This window comes from Caballeronia sp. dw_276 (assembly GCF_018449635.1).
In the GTDB taxonomy this organism is placed as follows: domain Bacteria; phylum Pseudomonadota; class Gammaproteobacteria; order Burkholderiales; family Burkholderiaceae; genus Caballeronia.
This window is the reverse complement of sequence record NZ_JAAVUV010000004.1, coordinates 126923-150997: the sequence shown is the minus strand read 5'-3', so window position 1 is coordinate 150997 and position 24075 is coordinate 126923. Positions and strand designations below refer to the sequence as shown.

The following is a 24075-nucleotide window of genomic DNA, read 5'->3' as shown; positions in this document are numbered from 1 at the left end:
TCGGCAAAGTCAGGCTACCTGCCGCGTGCTGACGACCACATACGCCAGATGCACCGGCACTTCCGGCGGTTTTTTCCGCGCGCCGTTCACAATTTCAGGAACCTTGAAGCGGATATTCAAGGTGTCGCTGCCGTTATCCTTGCCCCATGTAAGCGCAACGTCGCTGGCGGGCGCGGCCTGGCCCGTCAAGGCATCGATAAACCTTACGTCCGCGCGGCTCGACACCGGAGCCTTGAGTCCAGGCACCGAGATCGTCCGCCAGCCGCTTGGAGCCGCGACCTGAAATACGAGGTCCTTGTTCGAATACACCGCGCTGCCGGCGACATCCGGGCCCAGCTTCAATTGCGCCGGTACGCGTTGCAGCGCGCCTGGCACTGTCCGGTTCAACACGATCAACGCACGGCCTGAAACCGTGTAGGTCCGCGGCGTTCCGCGTTGAGTGAGACGGAAAGGCTCGACACCATCCCAGTGATAGACCATCGATACGTACTTGTCCGGGTCGTCCCAGTTCCGGTCCAGCGCCCACACCGCAAAGTCGAAGAAGTACCGCGCCAGATAGTGCGGGTCCTCCATGTAGCGGTCGCCAATTTCCGTCTGCCAGAGTCCCCGAGCGGGACCGTTGCGGACATAACGCTGATACAACGGGTCCAGCTCGGCGACCTTCATGTAATGAATGTCGATGTAATCGACCCAGTCGAGCATGCGTGCATTGACCACCGGACTTCTGTATTCAAGCCACTTGATGTAAGTTTCGACCCCGCCCTGATCGGGCCAGCCGCCGTACACGATGTGGCAGCGATATTTGCGGATGATCCGCGCCGCCGGTATGTGGATGCGTTCGACGTAGTCCTGCATGGCGCGGTCGTACACGCCGTCCTTGTCGCCATCTGCGCTCGGGCCATGCCAGAACGTCGCCTGGTGCAGACCGCCCGACAAGCGGCCAGCCGCCTCATTCCAGATCTGGAAATAGCGCACGTTGTACGGCGGCGCCGAATACTTGCGAACGACTGCATCGACGTATTGCGTCCACGCATCGACGTCGACGGGCGCGGATTTCGAATCGTCAGCAACGGTCGCGTTCCAGCCCGGTGTATAGGCAAGCAGCAAGAGCGACCGGAACCCATTCCGGTTGTTGCTGAGAAGCACCGGCGAAAGGTCGCTGTCATAGCGCGGACCCGTTCTGTCGACGCGCATTGCGTCATGCGGGGAATCGGGCTGCCCCGGGCCTGCTACATCGCGTCCCCAGGAGATACCCATCTGCCGCCACATTGCGATGTCTTGCGGCGCGCCAGCCCACCCGTTGCTTCCGATCAATTGCGTCAGCCGGCGCGTGCCGGTAGTGCTCGAACCAGGAACGGCAACAGCCGTTGCGGCCATCGCATGAAACGGCACCGTCGCCACCGCTGCGAGCGTTTGCAACGCGCGCCGTCTTCCGCGCTTGTACCGCTGGTCAAACATTGGGCCACCCCGAATGCGGATTCATGGGGCTTAACCTGCAGATGCGCGCGGCGTGAGGTTGAACGGACGCTGACTGGAATCTTCCTGCAGGATTCTCAGCAGGTCACGCGCCGCGCGGTCCCAGCGGAACTGCTGCGCGTGTTCAAGACCGATCTCGCGGTAATGCTGCCGCAAATCGCTGTCGCTCATCATGAGCGAGATCTTCTCTGCGATGTCATCGGCAGAGGTCGCATCGCAATACATCGCCGCTTGTCCACAGGCCTCAGGTATCGAAGCGTGCGTGGACGCAATCACCGGACAGCCGCAATACATCGCCTCGAGCGGCGGCAATCCGAACCCTTCATAGAGCGATGGAAAGATCAGGCACGCGGCACCTTCATAAAGCGATTTGAGTTCGCCGTCGGACACGAAGCCCGCCCAGACCACGCGCTTGTCTTCGGTCGCGGCGTCGAGCGCAGTGCTGCTCGCAGCCTTGAACACCCGCGAATTCTTGCCGCCGGCAATCACGAACTTGAGGTCCGGCAGGTGCCCGAGCAGCTTGATGGCTTCGAGCGCGCGCTGCAGGTTCTTGCGCGGATCGAGACTTCCCACGATCACGCAATACGAATCCTTGGAAAGCTTCAAACGATCGATGATCGCCGGTTCCGAAGCAATACGGTCGAGATGATCCGCGCCCGGAGGCAACACGACCACACGCGATTTATCGAGCTTGAGGTGATGACAAATACGCTCTTGCGAGAACGTCGAGATGGTCAGGATCAGCGGTTGTAGTCGCGGCAGTATCGAAAACCGGAGCTTGTACCAAAGCAGGAATTTCTTGGAGAACGCTTCGGGTACATCGAAGACCGCCATGTCATGAACCATCACGATCTGCCTGCGTTTGAACAGTGGATTCGTATTGCACAGGTTGACGAGCGTGGTCTTTCGCGATGCGATCGGCAACGTGATCTGTTCCCACAGGTTGCCCCGAAACCATGGGAAGCGTCTTTGCCGCTTGAGCAACGTGCCGGGCGCCACCGCATCCTGCGGCACGAAGACTTCGAGCTCCTTGCCCGGCATCGCGCGCATTTGCATGGCGCGCGTCAATTCAAATGCAACTCGCTGTACGCCGGTGATTCTTTGCGACGTGAACTTCCCGTTAATTGCTATGGCCATTGCACCTTCCCTTGAACGATGTGGCGCGCACCCGGCTTGGGGCGCGCTGTTGATCCAGCGAACTCAGTGAACCGTTTCCACATCACCGTGGTCGCTTGCATAGTTCGTGGCATAGCCATAGCCGCGGTTGCTTCGTTTAAGCGGTATTCCGTTGAACACTGCACCCGCAATGCGCCCTTCGGCACGCGCGAGCTTCCTGACCGTATCGGATATCTCTTCCTCGCTTTGCATGCCCGAGCGCAGGACGAGCAACGAGGAACCCGCTTCGCTTGCGATGATCGAGGCATCTGTCACGGCGAGGAACGGAGGTGTATCGACAATCACCAGATCGAACTGCTTGCTGAGCCGATCCAGCAACTCCTTGAACCCGGGCTGCATCAGCAACGCGGCCGGGTTGGTCGGGCGTACACCGCATGAGAGGAACGACACGCCTTCCACGCCGACCTGGCGCAGCGCGTTACGCACGGGCATGCGGTTGGACAGCACTTCGGCCAGCCCGCCGCGATTGCGTTGCTTGAAGAACGACGCGAGATGGCCGCGACGCATGTCTGCATCGATCAGAAGAACCCGCGAGCCCGTCTCAGCATGCAGCACGGCAAGATTTGCCGCAACAAAGCTCTTGCCCGCCGAAGGCGTAGGACCGGTGACCATCACGATGTTGTTCGGAGCATGGGCCAGGTCGCGTGTCAGCGCCGTACGCACGGCACGCAACGCCTCGACAGATGGGTCATGCGGGAAGCGCGCAGCGAGCACCCTGCTGCCGATGCCGTCCAGCGTGCCAGCGTTGCTGAAGTCGCCTACCGGCTCAGCGCGCGGGAACGGAAGTCCAGGTTTCAAGACCGGAGGTAGCGCCTTCTTTGGCACGCCTGCGCTGCTTGGATCGAGACGCATCTGTTGATGACTGAACAGGACCTCGCCAAGGACCGGCACGCTCAGGCGGCGCTCGACATAACGCGGGTCCGTCACGCCGATCATCACGTGGCGGCGCATGAAGACAAGGAACACACCAGTGAGAAGACCCAGCACCACACCACCGCCCAGTACCGCGGGACGATTCGGCTTGACCGGACGATGCGGCCGCACAGCGGTATCGACCACGTGAGCGCCACCCGAGGTGCTTGCCCGCCGCACGGTCAACTGTTCGGCCTTTTGGACCATCCCGAGATAGATCGTTTCAGCAACCTTCTGCGCGCGAATCAGATCGACGCTTTGGCGTTCCGACGAAGGCATGCTGCGAAAGCGTCCGTCGAATTCGCCCTTGGCCTTGTTCAACTGAGCGAGCTGGGTATCGACGTTTTGGACCCAGCGGCTCGTCGGCGTAAAGCGCTCGAGCAATTGCGTGCGCTGCAGTTGCAGTGTTGCAATCTGGCGATCGAAGTCGATACCACCTTGAAGGAACGACTGCGCTTCAGCTGTCGGCTGCATCGAATTGGCGGTCGAGCGGTAGCTCTTCAGCGCCTCTTCCGACTTGCGCAAATCAGTCAGCAAGCGCGGCAATTCGCCGTTGATGAACGCGAGCGTCTTGGTGTCGTTGGATTGACGGCTGGCAACCGCGGCAGCCAGGTATTGCGCCGCCAGCGCGTTGGTGACTTCCGTCGCTTTCGCGGGGCTCTTGTCCGCGTACTCGATCTCGATCAGGCCCGAATCCTTCACCTTGTCGCTGACCTTCACCGTGTCGGCGAAACGCTTGACGGCGTCGAGGTCGTTCCAGCGGATCACCTCGAACGACGTACCCGGACGCGCAACAAGTTGCTTCATCACAATGGACACGCCGTTTGCGCTGGCGGGAACGCCGACCATGCCGCTCACCAGCAATTCATTCGACGGACCCCGCAGTTCATATCGGCCACCATCGAGTGCAATGAGCTTCAGCTTTTCTTCTTCCAGGCTTTGCGGAACATCGAGGCTTCCGACCTGCACGCGTTCGCCGCCCCAGGCGAATGACTTGAGGCCAAGCCACGGCGCCGACGGTTCACCCGGCGTAGCAAATTTTTCCGCGATATCGCCGAGCAGCGGGAACGTATGCGGCGTGACCGAAACATCGAAGCGATACTTTTCGATGACGGGCTCAAGCACGGAGCGGCTGCGCATCACGGCCATTTCAGCGCTTGGCGCGGGTGCGGGCGGCGGCAGCGTTTCCTGGTTCTGCAGCGCGATACCCAACTGGTTTTGTTCCGGCGGGTCTACGCGAATGAGGACATCGGCAGAATAGACTGGAGGCGCAATGAAGATGTAGGCCACCGCTAGCGCGACGACAACTACGGTCGCGACCAGGATCTCCCAGATGTGATCCCGCATCAGGTTGAGCATGTCCTTGGCGCTGAGTTGCCCGCGCTCATGGCCTGCAGAGGGATTTAGCGAATTTGAAGGGTAGTAATCCACCGGCGTATTCCTTCGATGTTCAATGTATGTCGCGACCGTGCGGCGAAGGTGCCGCTGTCGGGTAATGCCGCACGACTGCACGGCCCGCTAAGAATGATGAAAGGGACAGCCCGCTACGTTCAAGCAGCCGGCAAGTCCACGGCGAAGTAATCGCCTAAGGAAACGCGGAACGGGTTTTCCGCTGACTTGGCTGGAAATTTTCGAGACATTTAATAGAATCTTCCACGATCCGTACTCCAAAACGTTTGAGCATCTGCCTTCAGCTCCCATGCATATCGTGTGACCCGTTGTGCGCACAGCGCATTCAAGGATGGTCACCGTCATACAACTTCTTCCCTTGCCGGCACCTGCGGCAGCAGCCTGCTGAACTCGCGCGCTACGACGCCGTAGCACGCGCACGCATGAGCCTGCAGCCCTTCACGGTCGTTCACCGTGATGGACTTCCGGCTCGTATAAATCACGCCCGCGTCCTGCAGCTTGCCGACCGCCGCGCTGATGCCTTCCCGGCGCACACCCAGCATCTCCGCAATCAACTGATGGCTCACCTGAACCTCGTTGCCCGGCATACGATCTGTTTCAAGAAGCAGCCATCGGCACACCTGCTCGCAAACCGAGTGGTACCGGTTGCAGATCGCGGTCTGCGCAACCTGCACGAGCAAAGCCTGCATATACAACAGCAAGAGCCTTCGCAACCCGTCCGAACTCGTGAACTGTTGTTGCAAAGCTGCGGCCTTCATCCGATATGCAGTTCCCTCGAACTGCACCTGGACACTCATCGGCATCGTCTTGCCGCCTGTGAGGACCGGCACGCCGATCATTCCCTCCGCACCTACCGCTGCGACCTGGTTCGACAAGCCATCCTCCATCCGGTAGATAAGCGATACGACCGCCGTCACGGGGAAGTAGACATGCTCTATCGGTTGCCCGCTCTCGCACAGCACCTGGCCTTCTCGAAGCGAAACGGTTTCGAGGAACGGATGCAGCGCTTGCCATTCTCTGGCGGGCAGTGCGTCAAGCAAATGATTCGTGTGCCCTTCGTCCTCGGCTCTTAGCATTTAGAGTGCCCTGTTGTTGTCCATAAAAAACGCGTACTACGCCATAGCCCCGCCTTCGCCATTCCGCTTGCGAAATCCAGCTAAATCACGCCAGAGCCGCGGCAAGGTCACTGGCGCACGTCTTCATGCATTCGCAGGTTCTGCGCCAACGCAACACGCTTGGCTCTGAAGGCATCGGGTTGAATACGTCATACGCTGCGAGCGGCAGAACACCCGGATCGCGGACAACATTTCCGATTTGATAAACACGCAGACCCTGAACCCGCCAAATTTGCCGCCGGATATTCAAGCGGCTTTCGACGTGTGTCAGGTTGGATTCATGGATTCGCCGCGGCGCACTGCATGCTGGAGGCTGATCCAGGCGCCGAAAGCGCGTTCAGAAAAGGCCTAGCCCGAATTCACTCAATCCTCTGAGGAATCCAAACTCAATTTCCCTTTCATGTTGCGTTGAAGCATAGACCGGGGAAATCGAATGAAATCGGTCAAGGCTTAAAATCAAGAACTATTGGCCGATTATGTTGAACGCTTTACGGGTTTCATAGGGAAAGAAAGAATTGTTGCGATCTGCAATATGTGTAACAGAAATTGTATATCTAGAATCTTTTCTGTTTTTCTGGTCTTCTGATACATTCGGCAGGAAGTTGGACATGTCACGTCCAGCAGGAACGAAACTAGCTAAAGTCTTGTTCTGTATAGGGTTACACAAAAGCCCGTGGCACCACCTTCCTGCCTGAATTCGTTTTTATATTAATAATACCGATCGGAAAATCTTTCCGTCGACCGTTAATGTACAAGCAATTCTTTTGATCAAGAGTAATTATTTCTTAATCAAGCCGCTGCATTCGCCATTCATTAGGACCGCTCCGCCAATTCATCAGCTGGTTATTGCGCGGAGCTACGCTGTGTTGCACAAAGTCATGCTTGCAGCTTTGGAGGAATAAATAGTGGACACGTTGACGGACTTTTATCGGCCTAGCGACATACATCACCGGGATGAATCTAAAGTTAATAAACGACACATTGGGCTGCTGATCTCAAACGAATGCTCCGTGGCAAACGCCGGGGCAATCGGCGAAGCCTTCCGCCTTGCGAATGAGTTCGAACAGGCCGGCGGCGGTGAGCCTCCGTACAGACTATCGGTGTTGTCGGACGCTGGCGGCTTCGTCACGAGCTCTTCCAGCATTTCCATCTGGACGCAGAAGCTCGAGACATACGCGCTGATCGATTTCCATGCGTTTTTTGTGGCATGCCGCGATGCGGACGCAGCAGGGAGCCCTGACGACCGCCTCTTGTCGTGGATGTCACGTCCTGGCCGCGAAGCGTCCCTGCGAAGCCAGCCGGGCGCCAACTCCGTCTTTGATCCAAAGAATCTGGCTCGGTCCCCAGTGCCGATCTTTTGGTTCAAGGACGCACCGGTCGCGGACTGGTCAACCACCACGACGCCTGCCGACATGGCGCTCGCTCAAATCGAACGCGACCTGAGCGCCGATACCGCGCGAAGAATCGCGCGCGTCTTGCAACCGCACGCCATCCAGCGCACCAAGCCCGACCTTGACGACCTGAACGCACGCACGACAACCGAAAAGATCCACGAGTCTGCCCGGTGGATCAAGGAAAACTACAGCAAGCCGATCTCCGTGGCGCAAGCAGCAGAGTCGGCCGCCATGAGCAAGCGCAACTATCTTCGTCGCTTCAAGTCCGAATTCGGCGTAACGCCATTGGAATATCTGATCCGAACGCGCTTTGAGATCGTGTGCACGCTGTTGATGGATACGGACTTGCCTATCGACAAGATTGCGAGACGTTGCGGCATGGGGGACGGCAATCGGTTGGGACGTCTGTTCAGGCAGCGCTTCGGCGTTTCACCAATGCACTTCCGGTCCCGCGGACAGATACGGGCCGGGGCGCAATCCCCTAACACAGCAGACGCCCGGGACGCAACAGCGAGGTCCTCACTATCGGACGCTGAATCGCTGCAACGCGACCTGGTTGCGCTTAGCACGAGTGGAAAGCATGCGTAAAACCAAAACAGGGCAGTTTGGCGATTGGAATGCCGCGCCGAACCGGGGCAATTCTTCAGCGCTGCCGCTGAAAGAGATCGTGGTTTCGAATCAAACGTCTGCTTTGACGACGGCCGATTCACCGCTGAAGAAGCCCGCCACGATGCAATCGACCGCTTCCTTGAGCAGGAAAATCAAGGAAGGCGCCAAGTCGATGTTGCCTGATGCGCTGTTCCTCACTCTGATGCATCGCAAGTTCATTGGCCGCTTTCCACGATTGCTGCACCCGGTCACTTTCAACGAAAAGATCCTGCAACGCAGTCTCAAGCCCGATGCCCGCTATGCCGAGTTGACGGACAAGCTGACCGTTCGCGACTACGTGCGGACAAAACTCGGCGAAGAGCATCTGGTTCCACTGATAGCGGCGCCCGACAGCTTTACGCAATCGGTCTTCGATGCGCTGCCGAACTCGTTCGTGATGAAAGCAAACCACGGCAGCAGCTTCGTGGAAGTGGTGAGAGATAAGTCGCAAACGTCGTTCGAGAAATTGCAGACGCTTGGCGCACGTTGGCTCGCGACGGATTTCTATAAGGTCGGACGGGAACGCCATTACACGAACATCGAGCCGCGGATTTTTTTCGAAAAACTTTTACTCGACAAAAGTGGCCAGATCCCTGCTGACTACAAGCTGCACTGTTTTGGCGGCAATACGGGAAGGCCGGTCATGTACATACTCGTGATATCGGACAGGTTCGGAAGCAACACGCACGGTGATGTGTACGACATCAACTGGAATCATCTCGATGTGGCGATCGGCTATTACAAACGCAGCGATTCGCCCAGCCCTGCGCCGGAGAACCTGAAGGCGATATTGGACACTGCGGCTATTCTTGCGGAAGACTTCGACTACGTCCGGGTGGATCTGTATGCGCCGGACAACGATGTCTATTTTGGGGAGCTGACTTTCACGCCAGGTGCCGGCGTTTTGCCGTTTGGCCCGGACGGCGTGGACTACGAATGGGGCCGGCTGTTGTCGTGAAGCGCGGACAGCACACAACACGCTTCTGTAAAAACGGGAAAGTTTTGCAATTAATACAGGAAACCTAAACATATCGATCGCCATAAATGGCGGTACGTACTCGCTGCTATTTGTTGCCGAAGATATTCCTGAAACACTCCCTGCCTTTCCGCGTAAAGATCCCACCCAGACTAAGCCACACTGCCGTCACGACGAGCAGAAACACCATGACGGCCAAGCCGAAGATAGACTTGGCATTGGCAAATTTGATCGGCTTCATCTGCGCGCTCATGCGTATAGGGCGGGGTCGAGTGACGATGTGGGTGAATGGGAATGCAATGGAAAGCGGCCAATACCAACGTCAGCCGGACAGTTCACACTTTACAGCGGTTGATGCAATCGTTGCCGCCAATCTTCTTACGACTCGCACGTTCACTGCAAGCAGAGAATGTGGCGTGCCGATCCAGATTGAGCAAGAAGCGAGCAAGGGAATTTGATGGCACGGCGCTGGAATAGTTCGCCCGCATTGCAGATGCAAAGAGCCGGGATAGCGCAACGCTACCCCGGCCCTTGTAACCTCGAACAATCGACTTACCAAAGCTTGGTCTCAGACATCCGCATGCGACGCTGTAAAGCCGGTGAACGCCGCATACGGCGCACTGAGTGGGGCACCATTGATCATGATGCCGTACGTGCTGTTTCCGCTATCGAGTACGTAATACATCACAGAAAGAATGTTGTGGGTCTTTCTCGCCGCGTAGAAATTCCCCAACTGCGACGTGATGTAATTCGCCCGATAAGCCTGCGTTTGCTCCGGACCCGTGTTCCACTCCGTGATCATGAACGGAACACCGTAGCGCGCCTTGCAGTACGTAGGTAGATCGAAGCCCGGGCCTGCGCCGTCAGTGCCGATATTGAAGATGTCGCCATACACTTCGTAGTTGTGCCACGTTGTGATGTCCCAGCGAACTTTCGGATAACCGCGGGTTCCATCTGGTTGCGTGCCTTCCCACAACGCATCGGCCGCGCCGACGTCCGCGACACAGAAGTTGATGCCGCATTTCGCGTTCGACTGTACCGATTTCACCCCGTCTATCATGCCGCGCATGACGCCACGCATGGCGGGCCAATTCGCATTATTGAAATCGACAGCCTTGGTGCCCGCTTCCGTGAAGTTCAGGATAGTAGAGTTTTGTCGCGTCAGCTCGTTGCCGCATTCGTACATCGTCACGCCATATTGCTTGAGCGCATTCGCTACCGTCGATCCAACCATGTACCCCTGGTTGTACGCGACGCTCTCGCCCTTCAGCACATTGCCACTGGCATCGGTCATGCCCTGGTTGATGAGCACCAGCAGCGTCATGCCAGCGGACTGAAACGCAGCTGCGAGTTTTGCCACAGCGGCAAGCTGCTTCGGGTCGTCGCTGCATCCCACACGATAACTCTTGCAGCCCATGCTCTTCAAAATGGAGATGATCTGAGCCGGGGTATAGGTGTAGTCCCAGTGACCGTTCACGCCGAAAAAGCTGCCGGCGGTAGCGGCGACGGGAGTGCGCGGATCCGCAGATGCCAGCCACCCTGCGGCATCGGTCCATACATAGAATTGGCCGCCGGTGTTCTTGTGCCACATCACGCCACCGTACCAAAGCAGCAAAGCCACGTTGTAGTTGACGCCGACGACTGTGCCGTCTCTATAGATGACACCACTGCTTACTGTCCACTTGCGGCCTAGCTTGTCGATCAGCACCGACCCCGACGGAATGGTCGCGCCATCTGCAGAAGTGCCTGCCGTGCGCGGATCGAGACTGGCTGACCATGCGGAACCGGTCCACGAGTAAAACTGGCCGCCAGTGTTCTGGTGATAGATGGTGCCGCCATACCAGAGCACCAAAGCGGCGTTGTAGTTGACGCCTGCAACCGAACCGTTCTTGTAGACCACCCCTCCTGAAAGCGTCCAGACGTTGCCAGAGTTATCTGTGATCGAGGATCCCGAAGGCAAGCTAGCGCCGTTGGCAGATGCCGTGGTTGCGGCATTGGCGACTGCGTTTCCGACTGCGGCGCCGTTCGTTGCGCTGTTTGCGACTGCACCGGCGTTACCGATTCCATCGCTCGAGCCACCGCCACATGCGGTTAGAAGATAGCTGCCACCGACCGCGGTAAGGCAACCAAGAAATTGACGTCGTTTGATCATGGCGAGTTCGTCCACTGTCGAGAAAAGCCCGACAGAAAATAAGCAAATGATTTTTAGTTTTCGACACACGAAATGCTGTTGGGCGCGGGGGCGCCCGAAACGCTTTATTTACTTCGTATATCTAACTAACCCAATGAATTATTTGACCCATTCCGTGCTCAGTAACAGATGGCGCTCTAAACGATTGGGACTGCTTGCGACCTGGGATCACGAATGCGAAGGCATAGCTGACGCTTGCAGTCACCTATGTGACCACACGCCTTCGTCGTGCACTTGGAACACTTGCGTGCGAACCCGACCCCGGTATCGCGGCTGTCAAAGCAGTCGCCGTAATGTCTATTACGCAAACGTTTAACCGAGTATGCCGCTTACTGGAGCGATTCGGCAAAGTCTACCTTTCCCACTGACCACGGGTGTAAATGTACCCGGTATGTGCGCTAGACCACAAACGAATCAGTAATATTCAGTTAAATAGCGAAATTCTTCCCACGACCTGTTGCGACGCAAAAATATTTACTCAAACTGGCCGGACATTAATAGGATGATTTCAGCAAAAATTATATTTCTTCTGACCCTTAACTGAAACTCGCGGTATTAAATTCGGAAATCGCTTTCTAATGAAATGGAATATGGGTTGAATCGGTAAATTATAATTGTATGATGAAATTCATATTCTGTATTAATCTGACAAATCAGCTTCGATGTAATCAAATGCGAAGGATTTTTTTCGTCTTATCTCAAGCAAAGCGGCGCGCATGTAGCACAGAATAGACTTATCTTCATACAATTAAGACGCGCGAGAACCCTTAGACCAATAAGATTTAGCCGTATATATTACCTATACCTCACTGTCATTGACGTACTTATTACTGGACCAATCCGTGCAATTAGTGCCGCAAATTTGCTTTTGCACACATTTTCCAAACGTATTAATTCGGCTTTTCTAAACCAATTGTTCGGCACACGGTGTTACGCGGAGCATGCTCTTCGTTGGAATGATCAGACTATTAATGCGTGTCCGCTGTGTGAAATCGGTAAGCGGCTCAACAAAGTGTTTTATTGGGCCTGATGCACGCATTATCAAGATTACGGATTTTGGGCGTAGGGATTCCTTCGCACGAACTGACGTTCGTGACGCGTGAATCGCAACCGTTTTTCGCCGGCTGGATCTGTTCTTGTCATAAGACGATTAATATCGGATTCCTGATTATTATCTACGCGCATCTTATGAAAGAGGCGCTTGAACGCGCCTCGTCCGTCCGCTCAATCTCCATCGGTCTTGATTCCTAGCTCCGCTGCCATCCTCTCGACCAGCGCGCGCAAGCGCAACACTTCTTCGGCTAACCGCTTCTGCTCCGCCTTCAACATATCGAAGTCGTTGAAAGAAACCGAATCGTCGGTGATTGCGCCAGCCGGTACGTCACTGACCGTAACTTCGCCACACAACAGATGTGCCCATCGGCTTTCGCGCTCTCCAGGCGTACGCGGCAATTTGATCACGCGGGGCGGATCGTTCACAGCGAGTTCATCGAGGAAGGCTTCCACCGACGATATATCGGCAAAACCGTGCAAACGCGCGGCGTTCAGGCGCAACTCGGCGGGCGTCTGCGGACCACGCAATATCAAGGTGGTCAACAATGCCGCTGCCTGGCTCGGAACGCTCAGCGAACGCGTGATGTTGTGCTCGAAGCGCGGTACGCGGCTGCTGCTGCCCTCGAATACGAGGCTCAGGCGCTTGAGCTCGTCGATAGCCGTGAGCACATCGGCTTCCGTTACGTTCATCACCGGCGACCGGGCGGTCTTCTGATTGCAACCAAGCGTCAGTGCATTGACAGACAGCGGATAAGCGTCCGGCACCGTGTGCTGCTTCTCGACAAGCACGCCCAGCACGCGCGCCTCCAGAGGGGTCAGGGAACGCATTGCGGGACGCGAGGGGATATCTGGAGTGGAGTTCATGCGTGACAGAGCCGGTGCTGCTACTTGAATTCTGGTCCGGCGTGAGCCGGGCGAAGAGTCGTCATGTGAGAACGACGACCCATATGATATCCGCCCTGCCGCACCCGCAGGAACCGGCGCCCCGGTTAGCTGATTTCCTGACGGTTCAGGCGCGCATCAATACGCGCGATCAGCCGGTCAGTCCACGCGCGCAGCATTCGATTAGATGGCTCGAGCAGCGTCGAACCAGCAACGATCCTGTACACCTTGTTGCGGCCGATCTTCGAAATTTTCGCGGGGTCGAGCCAGTCATCGTTGTTGACGAGCAGCACGAGTGTTTCCAGCCCGATCAACACCGGCCACAAACAAGAAAGCCTGAGCCGGACCGACAATGCGGGAATGGCGAACGTATAGTCGACAGCCGCGCGATAATGATCCAGCGTCAAGCGCAACAGTTCAAACAACAGCGGTTGCGAACGAAGCGACGCGCCCGGCTTGAGCAGGTCCTCGGGCGTCAGGCCGTATCGATCGAGCATTGGCACTGGAAGATAACAACGGCCGATGCGCAGGTCCTTGCTGCAATCCCGCAGCACATTGGTCATTTGCAGCGCTTTTCCGAAACGAACTCCGTTCGCCAGCGTTGTTTCAGGCTCGCCCGTCAATGTGCCCGGCATGTGGGCATAGGTCATCCGGGTCCAGAATTCGCCGACGCAACCCGCGACCAGGTATGTGTACGTATCGAGCTCTTCGAGTGTGCTGAGTGCAGCAATGCGGCCCGACGATTCGTCCGGGAACGTGTGCAGATCGAATTCCATGCCCTGCGTCAGCGTGGTCACGATCCCGCGCACCGCGTCCCGGTCCGGATCGCTCAACTGAGAGAGCACGGTCAACGCGCCGCCAAGCGATTCGAGCAGCACTTTCTCGTCGGCAAGGCTTTGCTGGCCCGCGACTTCTTGCGCGAGACGCTGAGTCAATGTGCCGTCATCAGGCGCGCCGTTCACCAGTTTTCGCAGCGATAACAACAACTCCAGCCGCTGCTTTGGCGAGATCAGCGAAGTATCCGCGATCGTGTCCGCAGCCCGTGCCAGCAAGTAGGCGAGCCCGATCGGATCGCGCATCCCGACAGGCAGCACACGAAGGGTGAGGTAGAAGGACCGCGAAACGCCCTTCAGGAGCGGGCCGAGAAGTACGGCCCGGGATGGATTACGCATTGGATGGAATCTGGACGGTGTTGGACAAATCAGGCGCTGCCGAATTGTATCTGCGTTCCGGCCGGCGCTCCTGATCCCAACAACCCATCGATTCGTGTACGCGACGAAGCCATTGCCGGCATGCGAACCACCACCGGCTTCTAGCCGTTAAACGCGGCCGGTGCGAATTAATGCGCAGCGGCCGCAAGCATCATTCGCCCAATGCGGTCACGGTGATTTCGACCAGCAAGTCAGGTGCGGCGAGCTTCGACTCGACCGTTGCCCGCGTCGGCGCGCAACCCGGCGCGACCCACGCGTCCCACACTTCGTTCATGCCGGCAAAGTCGCGGGCAATATCCGCGAGCCAGATCTGCGCGGAGATCAGCCGCGTCTTGTCAATGCCAGCTTGAGCGAGAAATCCATCGATCTTCGCCAGCACTTGTTGCGTCTGCAGTTTGACATCGGGCGTGCGGTCATTCGATGTCTGGCCGCCGATAAACACGAGCCCCGCTGCTTTCACAACCCGGCTCATGCGTTGATTGGTTTCGATCCTGACGATATCGCTCATAGGGTTCCTTTTGAAATTAAAAATGGCTGCGTTCAACTTACCGCGGCCGGTGCGCTATTTAACCCGTTGAACCGGTCGATGGCAAACGCATCGAGCGGCAACGACGCCGCGCCGTCCAGCACCAGTTCGGATACCAGCTTGCCGCAGCCCGGTCCAAGCTGGAAACCGCTGCCGCAATATCCGAACGAGTACGTGAGGTTCGACGCACGTTTGCTGCGCGAGATCACTGGCAGCGAGTCATCGGTGAATGCTTCCACGCCCGCCCACGCGCGATTGATGCCGAGATGGCGCAGATGTGGAAACAGATCGACGACGGTGTTCGCGCTCTTCACCAGCCGCACGAAATCAACTTCGCCGTGACGTCCCGGCAGATCGGCGATGCCAATCAACTTCCCGCCGATCACGACTGTGCCGTTATCGAATTGCTTGAACGACAACGGCCTGCCCGTTGCACCCAGCGTCGCGCGACAGAACGGCGCCACGCGATGCGTGACCATCAGCATCAGGCCTTCCGGATGGACCGGAACCGGTTCGCCGACTTGCGCCGCGAGTTCACCCGCCCATGCACCCGCCGTGACAACAAGTTGCGCCGCAGAAAAATCACCATGTGGCGTATGCGCGATCCATCGTTCGCCTTGTTGTTCGATACGCGTCACGGGCGTGCCTTCGTGAAACACCGCGCCGTTTCGTTCGGCCCCGATCCGGAACGCGGTCGTCGCGCGAAACGGCAGCGCGTAGCCATCGCGCTCGACCCAGATACCGCCGGTCACGTGCGGCGTGATTGCCGGCTCGAGTTCAAGCAGCGTCTCGCGATCGATGATCTTTTCATGCGTGAAGCCATGCGATTCCAATAGCGCCACGCGTTCGCGGCATTCGTCGAGTTCGGCTTCGGTTTCCGCGATCTTGAGCTGGCCCGACGCGACGAAACCGGCGTCGTCGCCGACCGTCTCCACAATGTTGTGCCAGATCTCGCGCGACATCAGCGCCAGCGGAATCTCGGGCACCGGGCGGCCGAGCGTGCGCACGCCGCCCGCGTTCACGCCCGACGCATGCCGTCCGATGTAATCCGCCTCCAGCACGGTCACGCTCGCACCACGGCGCGCGAGATGAAACGCACTGCTCGATCCATGCAAGCCGCCGCCGATCACCAGCACGTCCGACTCGTTCGCTGCGGGCTTAGTCACCGGCGAGTTCTCCGAGCGTGAGCGGTTTGATCGGCGGACGGATACGGTAATAGCCAACGGTTTCCGGTGTAACGCTGCGCGCATTGGCGATCACCTCGGTGACCGTCAGGCCGCACATGCGTCCCTGGCACGGACCCATGCCGCATCGGCCGAAAGACTTCGCCTGGTTCGGTCCAAGACAACCCAGTTCCACGAATTGCCTGAGTTGACCCGCTGTCACTTCTTCGCAACGGCACACAATGACCTCGTCTTTCGGCACGCGGTTTTCATCGCGCGGACGATAAAGGCTGTCAAGGAACGGCCGGATGCGCATCACTTCGGCGAGGCGCCGCAAACGCGGCAAGGCGCTTTGATCGCGGGTCTTTTCATCGATGGCGTGGAGTTGCGCCGCGATGGCTAAAGCCGTCACTTCGCCCTGCATTTCCGCGGCCTGCGCGCCGCCGATGCCACCGCCATCGCCCGCGACGAAGATGCCTGGGACATCGAGTTCGCCCCATTTGTCCGTGACTGGCGTGAAGCAGAGTTGCGCATCGTCCCATGTGTGCGATGCCCGCAACGACAACGAAAACTGCGTATTCGGCACCACGCCCTGATGCAGCAGGATCACCTTCGCCTCGATGCGATGCGACACGCCGCGCACCGAAAACGTCAGGGCATTGGCGCGCTCGGCACCGTCTTCACCCATCACGCCTTCCACGCGCAGATCGTCCGCGGCTTCGTGCATGGGCACGCCGGCATCGCGCAATGTGCGCATCAGTTGCAAGCCTTTGCTAAGGTACGGCCATGCGCGCAACGCGGACACCATGTGACGTTTCGCGCGCCAGCGATCCTCGTGGCGAGTGGTATCGATAAGCGCGCGGATCGGAACGCCCGCACGCACGTATTGCCAGCCAAGCAAATACAGAAGCGGCCCGCAGCCGACGAGAACCGGCGGTTCGCTCGGCACTTCGCCCGCGCTTTTCAGCAGGATCTGCGCCGCGCCCGCGGTCAATACCCCGGGCAAGGTCCAGCCCGGAATCGGGAATGGCCGCTCCAGCGCGCCGGTCGCCAGCACCACGCGTTTTGCCTCGAAGCTGCCGACCTTTCCGTCTTTCAGGTAATGCACCGTCTTCTCGCGCGTTACCTGCCAGACGGACGCGTTCGGCACGTAACGCGCGCCGGAACGGGCGAACGCCGTGGCAAGCGCGCTGCCCGCCTGATAGTCCGGACCGAGTATCTCGCGGCGCTGCGCATCGCTGCGTTCTATCGCGCGATAAATCTGGCCGCCGACCGACTCCTGTTCATCGAGCACGACAACGGACAGGCCCGCGCGCGCTGCCTGTGTTGCCGCTGCGAGCCCTGCGGGACCTGCGCCGATCACGGCGACATCGATGGTTTCAGCGGCCATGAACGCTCTCCTTGGTCGTATATGACATTGGAGGAAGATCGCTCGCGCCTTCTTGCGAGTGAATACGCATGCCGTCGCGCACCGAGACGAGACAACTTTGCCGGCTCGGAACCCCGTCGATTTCGACCAGGCATTCGAAGCACGCGCCCATCATGCAGTACGGTGCGCGCGGCGCGCCCGATACCGGCGTCGCGCGGAACCGCTGCACGCCTGCCGCGAGCAATGCAGCGGCGACGGAACGGCCGCTGGGCACGTTAAGCGGCTGGTCGTTGAACCAGATCTGGACGATGTCGTCGGCCATGGCGGGCGCGACCGGTGCAAGCACCCTGAATAGCGGTTTGGATGTCATATCGATGCGAAATGTCGGTGTTCTGGATTGGCTGTTTTGGGCGTCAGCACGCGGCTAATGAGCATTGGCGGCAACGTAGCCCGGTTCGAGAAACCGTCCGCCGCGAAACGCGGGAAGCTCCTCTGGAATCTCGCCACCGGCGACCCACGGCGCGACCCGTCTCGCGTGCGCGGCGGCAAGCGTGACGCCGCTGTGGCAAGTGACGACAAACGCGCCGGGGTATTGCAACGATTGTTCGTAGATGGGAAAACCATCGGGGCTATAGACGCGCAGCGCGGCCCATGTGCGTACCAGCCGCACGTTCTTCAGCATGGGAAAGCTGCGCACGCCGCGGCGCGCAATGGTCGCAAGCACATCCGTCGTGGTGAAGTCGTTGTAGCCAACTTCTTCCATGGAGTCGCCAAATTGCACCGAACCTTCATCGGTCTGGCGCACGTTGATGGTCGGGTAGTGCAGGAAGGGCGCAACGCGTTCGCTCACCAGAACCTGACCACGATTCGGTGCGACCGGCGCATGCAGACCGACCTGCGTGCTGAGCGCGCGGTTACCCAGACCGGCGGACAACACCACGCGCGGCGCACGCCATGTGGAGTTCTTGCCATGCACCGCAAAGCCGCCCGAATCCGGCACGATCCGTCCGATCTCCTCGCCGCTCACAAGCTTCACGCCGCGCCGCTGCATGGCTTCATGAAGTGCGCGCAGCAGCCTGAGCGGGTTCACGTGACCATCCATGGGCGTGTAGCTCGCGCCAATCACATCAGGGCCGACGGCGGGCAAGCGCTCGCGCAACGCTTTCGCATCGAGCAACTCGAACGGGTAATCGCCGCCGAGTTCGGCTTGCAATGTAGACAGGCGCTTTTCCCGTTCGGCGAGTTCATCGTCGGAAAAACAGAGGTGAAAACCGCCCGGCTGTTTCAGCGATACATCGATCCCCGTCTCCTCGAGCAGCGACTTCGCGAGCCCCGGCCATAGTTGCGATGAACTGCGTGACCAGCGTGCGTAGGGCGACAGGCCGTAACCCTTGCCCTGCACCCATACGAGCCCGAAGTTGCCACGCGACGCGCGAAAGCCTCCATCGCCCTGATCCAGCACGGTCACTTTCAAGCCTTCGCACGCGAGCCCGTAGGCCACTGCGGTTCCCACCAGCCCGCCCCCGACCACCAGCACGTCGGGACTGTCGACTGCATTACCTTTCATCGTGTTTCTCCTATCAGGACGCGGTCCAGACCAACCATTCGGTCCAGCACGAGCATCAGGATGACCGTACCCACGATCATTACGGTCGAGACAGACGCGACCAACGGGTCGATGGTCTGAGCGATCTGGTTGTACATTGCAACTGGCAGCGTGGTTGTGCCGGGTGTCGCGACGAAAATGGTCATGGTGAGTTCATCGAAACTCTGGATGAACGACAGTACCCATCCGCCGGCAACGCCGGTACGGATCATCGGCAACACGACGCGGCGAAAGGCCGTGAAGCGGCTCGCTCCGCACGACAGAGCTGCCCGCTCGGCGTCGCGATCGAGCCCGATGGCCGACGACAACGCGAGCCTCAACGCATACGGCAAGACGATGATCACGTGCGTGGCGCACAGCGCCCAGAACGATCCGCCGAGCCCGAGCAGGCTCAGGAAACGCAGGAACGCGATGCCGAGCACGACAGCGGGGATCATCATCGGCGAGAGGAAAAAGCCGGTGAGCGTGCCGCGACCCGGAAAGCGATAACGCGCGATTGCAAGCGCCGCCGGGACGGCAAGCGCCACGCCAATTGTCGATGCAACCAGCGCGAGTTTCAGCGAGAGAAGAAATGCATCGAGGATCTGGTCATTCTCCAGAATTGCCCTGAACCAGCGCAACGAAGCGCCGTCGAAGGGCAGCGAGATAAAGCCTTTGTCGGTGAACGCCACGGCGATCACCACGACCAGCGGCGCGGCGATGAACGTCAGGAACAGCGCATTGAACAGCAGCCCCAGGAATCCGTTTTGTTTCATGACGTCTCCCGGTTCAGTCGAAGATGTGTTTGAAGCGGCGCTCGGCGAGCCGGCTGCAGCCGATCACGATCGCCACGTTCGCAATCAGCAACAACACCGCAATGGTCGCGCCGAGCGGCCAGTTCAGCGTGCCGAGGAATTCATCGTAAGCAGCGGTCGCGACCACTTTCAAGCGGCGCCCGCCGATCAACGCAGGCGTTGCGAACGCGGATGCCGACAACGCGAACACAATGATCGATCCGGACAGGATGCCAGGCAGGATCTGAGGCAACACCACGCGACGAAACACGCGAAAGGGCGAAGCACCCATTGAAAGACCGGCCCATTCCACCTGCGGATCGAGCTTCTGCAGCGTGGCCCATACCGACATCACCATGAACGGCACGAGCACATGCGTGAGCGCGATGATGACACCGGTCATCGTGAAGACGAGCCGGATGGGTTCGGACGTGATGTGCAGCGCCTGAAGCGCATTGTTCAAGACACCGTTATTGCCGAGCAGGATTTGCCATCCCAACGTGCGCACCACTACGGATATCAGTAACGGACCAAGCACGATCAACAGGCAAATGGATTGCCAGGGCCGCTTCATGCGCGCAAGCACGATGGTTTCCGGCACGCCCAGCAAGATGCAGAAGAACGTCACCGCAAATGCAAGTGCGGCGGTGCGCCCGAAAATCGCGCCGTAATACGGATCGGTAACTACCTCGAAATAGTTGCGCCACGTGTAGGTTGCGAGCGTGCCCGCCGTATCGCTGAAAACATGGAAGGACAACACGAACGTCAGCAGCAACGGAACGAGCAGCAGGCCGCAAAACAAAAGCAGTGCAGGCGCCGACAAAATCCACGGCGCGGCACCGGCGCGATCGTCATCAAGCGTGGCCATCGAGCGCCTCCTTCTGCAGCACGCGCAAGTCGTCGTCCGACCACATCAGTCCCACTTGCTCGCCTTCATTTGGCGGCGGTGCGCCGTTGTTCGGCTGCGCGACGCTGACTTGCCCAAGACCCGTATCGATGAGCAAAAGCCACTGGTTGCCGGTGAACACGCGCGTGGTAATGCGGCCAGTCGCGCGAATATCTCCGGCGCCGCCACTCGCCAGATGCACTTTCTCCGGCCGGATATAAACGTTCACTTTGCCCTGTACATGGCGGCCTTCGTGCGGCACCTTAAGCGTGGTGCCGGCGACATCGACTTCCGCGCAACGGCCATTGCGTCGCAACACTTCGCCCGGAAGCAGATTGGTCTTGCCGAGGAACGCCGATGCAAACGGCGTCTCCGGCCGCTCGTATGCTTCGAACGGCGTGCTCAACTGCGCGATCGTTCCGCGATGCATCACCGCGATCCGATCGCTCATGGTCATGGCTTCGACTTGATCGTGCGTGACGAGGATCGTCGTGATGCCAAGACGCTTCTGGATTCCCCTCAATTCGATGTGCATTTCCTCGCGCAGTTTCGCATCGAGATTGGACATGGGTTCGTCGAGGAGCAGCAGTTCCGGACGCATAGCCAGCGCGCGGGCAATTGCCACGCGCTGCCGTTGGCCACCCGACAATTCCTTCGGATAACGCCCGCCAAGTCCAGTGAGACGCACGAGTTCCAGCGCTTCGGCCACGCGCTCGGCGCGCGCCGCGCGCTTCATATTGCGCATCTCCAGACCGAAACCCACGTTGCCGTCCACCGTCATGTGCGGGAACAACGCATAGCTCTGGAACACCACGCCCATGCCGCGTTTCTCGGGGCGTTCGTGCGTGATGTCGCGGCCATCGAGCATGATGGTGCCGCTGGTCGGCGTGACGAAACCTGCGACCATCTGCAAGGTCGTGGTCTTGCCGCAACCGGATGGACCGAGCAACGACAAGAACTCACCGCGTTCAACCTCGAGGTCGATCTGCTCGATTGCCGTGAAGTCGCCGTAGCGCTTCGAGATGCCTTTGAGTGTCAGAAAGCTCATGGGGGTTCTTGTCTGCTTATAAAGTTATTTTCAGCGCTCGACGGTGCGATTCCAGCGGTCCGTCCATTCCGTCCGATGCTGGTTGATCGTCGTCCAGTCCACCGCGATCAGCTTGGCGATTTGCTCGGGACCATAAGGCACACGTGCCGCGACTTCCGGCGCCAGTTGCACGGTCTTGTTGACCGGACCGAGGCCAATTGCCTGGGCCTGGATCGTCTGCACTTCCGGGCTCAGCAAATACTGGATGAACTGCTGCGACAAGGCAGGCTGCGCATTCTCCGCGACCGAACAGGCAGCGACCTGCAACGCTACGCCGCCTTCTTTCGGATAGAAAAACTTGAGCGGAAAACCCGTGTTCTGCAACGCGACCGCGCGGCCGCTTCCGTACGGCGCGAGGATCACATCGCCGCTTTGCATCAAGCCATCCATCTCGCCGGGGGTAGGCGCCCACGAGAGCACATCGGGTGCGACCTGTTTCGTGATCGTAGTGAAACCCGGATCGATGTTCTTCTCGCCGCCGCCATTCATGCGCGCCAGCATTACGAGCGTATGCAGGCCGTAGGTATTCGTGATTGGCGGAACGCCGAGTTTTCCCTTCAGACGTTTATCGGTGAGAACGTTCCAGGAATCCGGCGCGGGCAGGCCCATCTTCTTGAAGGCATCGGCGTTATAACCAATCCCGGTCGCCACCATCCCCACGCCTACAGACGTAGGCCCAAGACGCGAAAGCGGATACAGGTCCTTCATGACCGGCGCTTCATCGATTTTTCCGCACAGGCCCGCCTGCATCGCCTGATACATGGGGCCGTCGTCCATCACGGCGACGTTGATCTGTTGATGACCCTTTTGCGCCTGCAGCTTGGCGAGCGTATCGCTGGAATTGCCCGCGACGTAGACGATCTTCACGTCATGCGCCTTCTCGAACGGCGGAATGATTTTCTGCCGATACATGGTCTCGTTCGAGCCACCGACATTCGCGACATACAAGGTCGTTTCGGCCTGCGCGAGAAGTGGAGCGCCGAGTGCGCCGGCAACGCCCAGTGCAAGCACGCACCTCTGCAGAGATAAACGGGAAGACGACGAGCGACGGACGTGCTGCAGTTTTTTCATGTGCGTTTTCTCCAGACAATGCAGGGTCGGATGTTCAACGAATGTGGGGCAGACGAATTAATTTTGTTCGTGACGAGGCATATCGTCCAATACGAATAAAATAACTACCCATACAACAATGATATGGGTCGGCTGACATGAATCTTAAGCATATCGAGGCGTTCCGGGCCGTCATGCTCGCCGGCTCCATGACCGCCGCGGCCAAAGAGCTGTTCACATCGCAGCCCAATATCAGCCGCCTGATCACGCAACTCGAACGTGAAACCGGCCTGCAGTTGTTCCTTCGCAGCGGCGTGCGGCTGATTCCCACGAGCGAAGGAAACTCGTTTTTCCGCGAGGTCGAACGCGCGTATGTCGGCCTGCAAGGGCTGACGAATGCTGCGGCGCAAATCAAGAATCTCGGTACCGGGCGTTTGCGCATTGCAGCAATGCCGTCCGCCGGAATGACACTCGTGCCGCATGCGATCCAACGCTTCCAGGCGAAGTATCCCGAGGTCACCGTATCCCTGCATGTGAATACTTCAGGAACGGTCAATCACTGGACCAGTTCGCAGTTTTGCGATCTTGGCGTTGCGATCTATTCGAGCGAGGCCTCGAATTGCGAGGTCGAGTTGTTGTCGAAAGTGGCGGCGGTATGCGTTCTGCCGGCGAGTCATCGGCTGGCTAAAAAAGCGTCGCTCAAACCGAAGGATTTCGCGGGCGAGCCGTTTGTTTCGCTATGTCACGGCGACGGCACGCGCACGCTGATGGACGAAGCCTTCACACGCGCAGGTGTGGAGCGCGTGCTTGCAATCGAAGCGCAATACGCGGCGATCTGCTGCGAGATGGTCCGGTGCGGAATGGGCGTGACGCTGGCGCATCCGATCGTGGCTCAGGATTTCGCGGGGCCTGAGATCGCGATCCGCCCGTTCTCGCCAGCAGTGATGTTTCCCATGTATCTGCTGTTTCCACCGCATCAGCCACGAGCGCGTTTGACGATGGATTTCGTCGATATGCTGAGGCTCACGCATGACGAGCAGCTGGCGGCAGTGGACAAGCCGCAGCGTTTGAAGCGGGCTTGATCTTCGTATATCCAACTGTTCGTCACCTGCGAATGCGGAACGTAATCAGCACGCGATAACATCGAACGACAACAACGGCCGGGGATAAA

The 24075-nt window shown here is 58.7% G+C and carries 20 protein-coding genes; 4 read left to right on the top strand and 16 right to left on the bottom strand.

Annotated elements, in window-relative coordinates:
- Nucleotides 1–9: 9 nt before the first annotated feature.
- From HB633_RS09465 to HB633_RS09450, 4 genes are all read right to left on the bottom strand, one after another.
- Complete coding sequence (locus HB633_RS09465; protein WP_213777847.1) at nucleotides 10–1458, bottom strand: hypothetical protein; 1449 nt, start codon at nucleotides 1456–1458, stop codon at nucleotides 10–12.
- Nucleotides 1459–1488: 30 nt separating this feature from the next.
- Nucleotides 1489–2613 carry a glycosyltransferase family 1 protein gene (locus HB633_RS09460; protein ID WP_213777846.1) on the bottom strand — a complete coding sequence of 375 codons (1125 nt, stop codon included), beginning with the start codon at nucleotides 2611–2613 and terminating at the stop codon, nucleotides 1489–1491.
- 63 nt (nucleotides 2614–2676) lie between these two features.
- Nucleotides 2677–4995, bottom strand: coding sequence for a polysaccharide biosynthesis tyrosine autokinase (locus HB633_RS09455; protein ID WP_346730290.1), 2319 nt, complete (start codon nucleotides 4993–4995; stop codon nucleotides 2677–2679).
- A gap of 320 nt (nucleotides 4996–5315) precedes the next feature.
- Nucleotides 5316–6050 (bottom strand): Crp/Fnr family transcriptional regulator, encoded by a 735-nt coding sequence (locus HB633_RS09450; protein ID WP_213777845.1) that lies wholly within the window; start codon nucleotides 6048–6050, stop codon nucleotides 5316–5318.
- Nucleotides 6051–7099: 1049 nt separating this feature from the next.
- Between HB633_RS09450 and HB633_RS09445 the strand changes: the two genes are divergently transcribed.
- From HB633_RS09445 to HB633_RS09435, 3 genes are all read left to right on the top strand, one after another.
- A complete protein-coding gene (locus tag HB633_RS09445; RefSeq protein ID WP_213777844.1) occupies nucleotides 7100–8071 on the top strand; it encodes a helix-turn-helix domain-containing protein in 972 nt (323 codons plus the stop codon).
- Nucleotides 8072–8213: 142 nt separating this feature from the next.
- Nucleotides 8214–9089, top strand: coding sequence for an ATP-grasp fold amidoligase family protein (locus tag HB633_RS09440; protein WP_255580870.1), 876 nt, complete (start codon nucleotides 8214–8216; stop codon nucleotides 9087–9089).
- Between the two features lie 206 nt (nucleotides 9090–9295).
- On the top strand, nucleotides 9296–9565 hold the full coding sequence (locus HB633_RS09435; RefSeq protein WP_213777842.1) for a hypothetical protein: 270 nt from the start codon (nucleotides 9296–9298) through the stop codon (nucleotides 9563–9565).
- A 110-nt stretch (nucleotides 9566–9675) separates the two neighbouring features.
- Here the strand turns inward: HB633_RS09435 and HB633_RS09430 are convergent, their stop codons facing one another.
- From HB633_RS09430 to HB633_RS09375, 12 genes are all read right to left on the bottom strand, one after another.
- Entirely contained in the window at nucleotides 9676–11259 is a 1584-nt protein-coding gene (locus HB633_RS09430) for a hypothetical protein (RefSeq protein WP_213777841.1), read from the bottom strand.
- A 1263-nt stretch (nucleotides 11260–12522) separates the two neighbouring features.
- Nucleotides 12523–13215 (bottom strand): YceH family protein, encoded by a 693-nt coding sequence (locus tag HB633_RS09425; protein WP_213777840.1) that lies wholly within the window; start codon nucleotides 13213–13215, stop codon nucleotides 12523–12525.
- Between the two features lie 125 nt (nucleotides 13216–13340).
- Nucleotides 13341–14405 (bottom strand): phytoene/squalene synthase family protein, encoded by a 1065-nt coding sequence (locus tag HB633_RS09420; protein ID WP_213777839.1) that lies wholly within the window; start codon nucleotides 14403–14405, stop codon nucleotides 13341–13343.
- 190 nt (nucleotides 14406–14595) lie between these two features.
- Nucleotides 14596–14952, bottom strand: a complete 357-nt coding sequence (locus HB633_RS09415; RefSeq protein WP_056360302.1) for a RidA family protein — start codon at nucleotides 14950–14952, stop codon at nucleotides 14596–14598.
- Nucleotides 14953–14984: 32 nt separating this feature from the next.
- On the bottom strand, nucleotides 14985–16136 hold the full coding sequence (locus HB633_RS09410) for an FAD-binding oxidoreductase (RefSeq protein WP_346730289.1): 1152 nt from the start codon (nucleotides 16134–16136) through the stop codon (nucleotides 14985–14987).
- Nucleotides 16129–17523 (bottom strand): NAD(P)/FAD-dependent oxidoreductase, encoded by a 1395-nt coding sequence (locus HB633_RS09405; RefSeq protein ID WP_213777837.1) that lies wholly within the window; start codon nucleotides 17521–17523, stop codon nucleotides 16129–16131. Before HB633_RS09405 ends, HB633_RS09410 begins: the two co-directional genes overlap by 8 nt.
- Nucleotides 17513–17872 carry a (2Fe-2S)-binding protein gene (locus tag HB633_RS09400; protein ID WP_213777836.1) on the bottom strand — a complete coding sequence of 120 codons (360 nt, stop codon included), beginning with the start codon at nucleotides 17870–17872 and terminating at the stop codon, nucleotides 17513–17515. Before HB633_RS09400 ends, HB633_RS09405 begins: the two co-directional genes overlap by 11 nt.
- A gap of 54 nt (nucleotides 17873–17926) precedes the next feature.
- Nucleotides 17927–19069: an FAD-dependent oxidoreductase gene (locus HB633_RS09395; RefSeq protein ID WP_213777835.1), complete on the bottom strand. Its 1143-nt coding sequence runs from the start codon at nucleotides 19067–19069 to the stop codon at nucleotides 17927–17929.
- Nucleotides 19066–19863 carry an ABC transporter permease gene (locus HB633_RS09390; protein ID WP_213777834.1) on the bottom strand — a complete coding sequence of 266 codons (798 nt, stop codon included), beginning with the start codon at nucleotides 19861–19863 and terminating at the stop codon, nucleotides 19066–19068. Before HB633_RS09390 ends, HB633_RS09395 begins: the two co-directional genes overlap by 4 nt.
- Nucleotides 19864–19876: 13 nt before the next feature.
- The gene (locus tag HB633_RS09385) at nucleotides 19877–20749 is read right to left on the bottom strand and encodes an ABC transporter permease (protein WP_213777833.1); all 873 of its coding nucleotides are present in this window, start codon (nucleotides 20747–20749) and stop codon (nucleotides 19877–19879) included.
- Nucleotides 20736–21815 (bottom strand): ABC transporter ATP-binding protein, encoded by a 1080-nt coding sequence (locus HB633_RS09380; protein WP_213777832.1) that lies wholly within the window; start codon nucleotides 21813–21815, stop codon nucleotides 20736–20738. The genes HB633_RS09385 and HB633_RS09380 overlap by 14 nt, the downstream gene beginning before the upstream one ends.
- 30 nt (nucleotides 21816–21845) lie before the next feature.
- Nucleotides 21846–22925 (bottom strand): ABC transporter substrate-binding protein, encoded by a 1080-nt coding sequence (locus tag HB633_RS09375; protein ID WP_213777831.1) that lies wholly within the window; start codon nucleotides 22923–22925, stop codon nucleotides 21846–21848.
- Nucleotides 22926–23062: 137 nt separating this feature from the next.
- On the opposite strand from HB633_RS09375, the gene HB633_RS09370 reads away from it, so the two are divergent.
- Nucleotides 23063–23986: a LysR substrate-binding domain-containing protein gene (locus HB633_RS09370; protein ID WP_213777830.1), complete on the top strand. Its 924-nt coding sequence runs from the start codon at nucleotides 23063–23065 to the stop codon at nucleotides 23984–23986.
- Nucleotides 23987–24075: the final 89 nt, after the last annotated feature.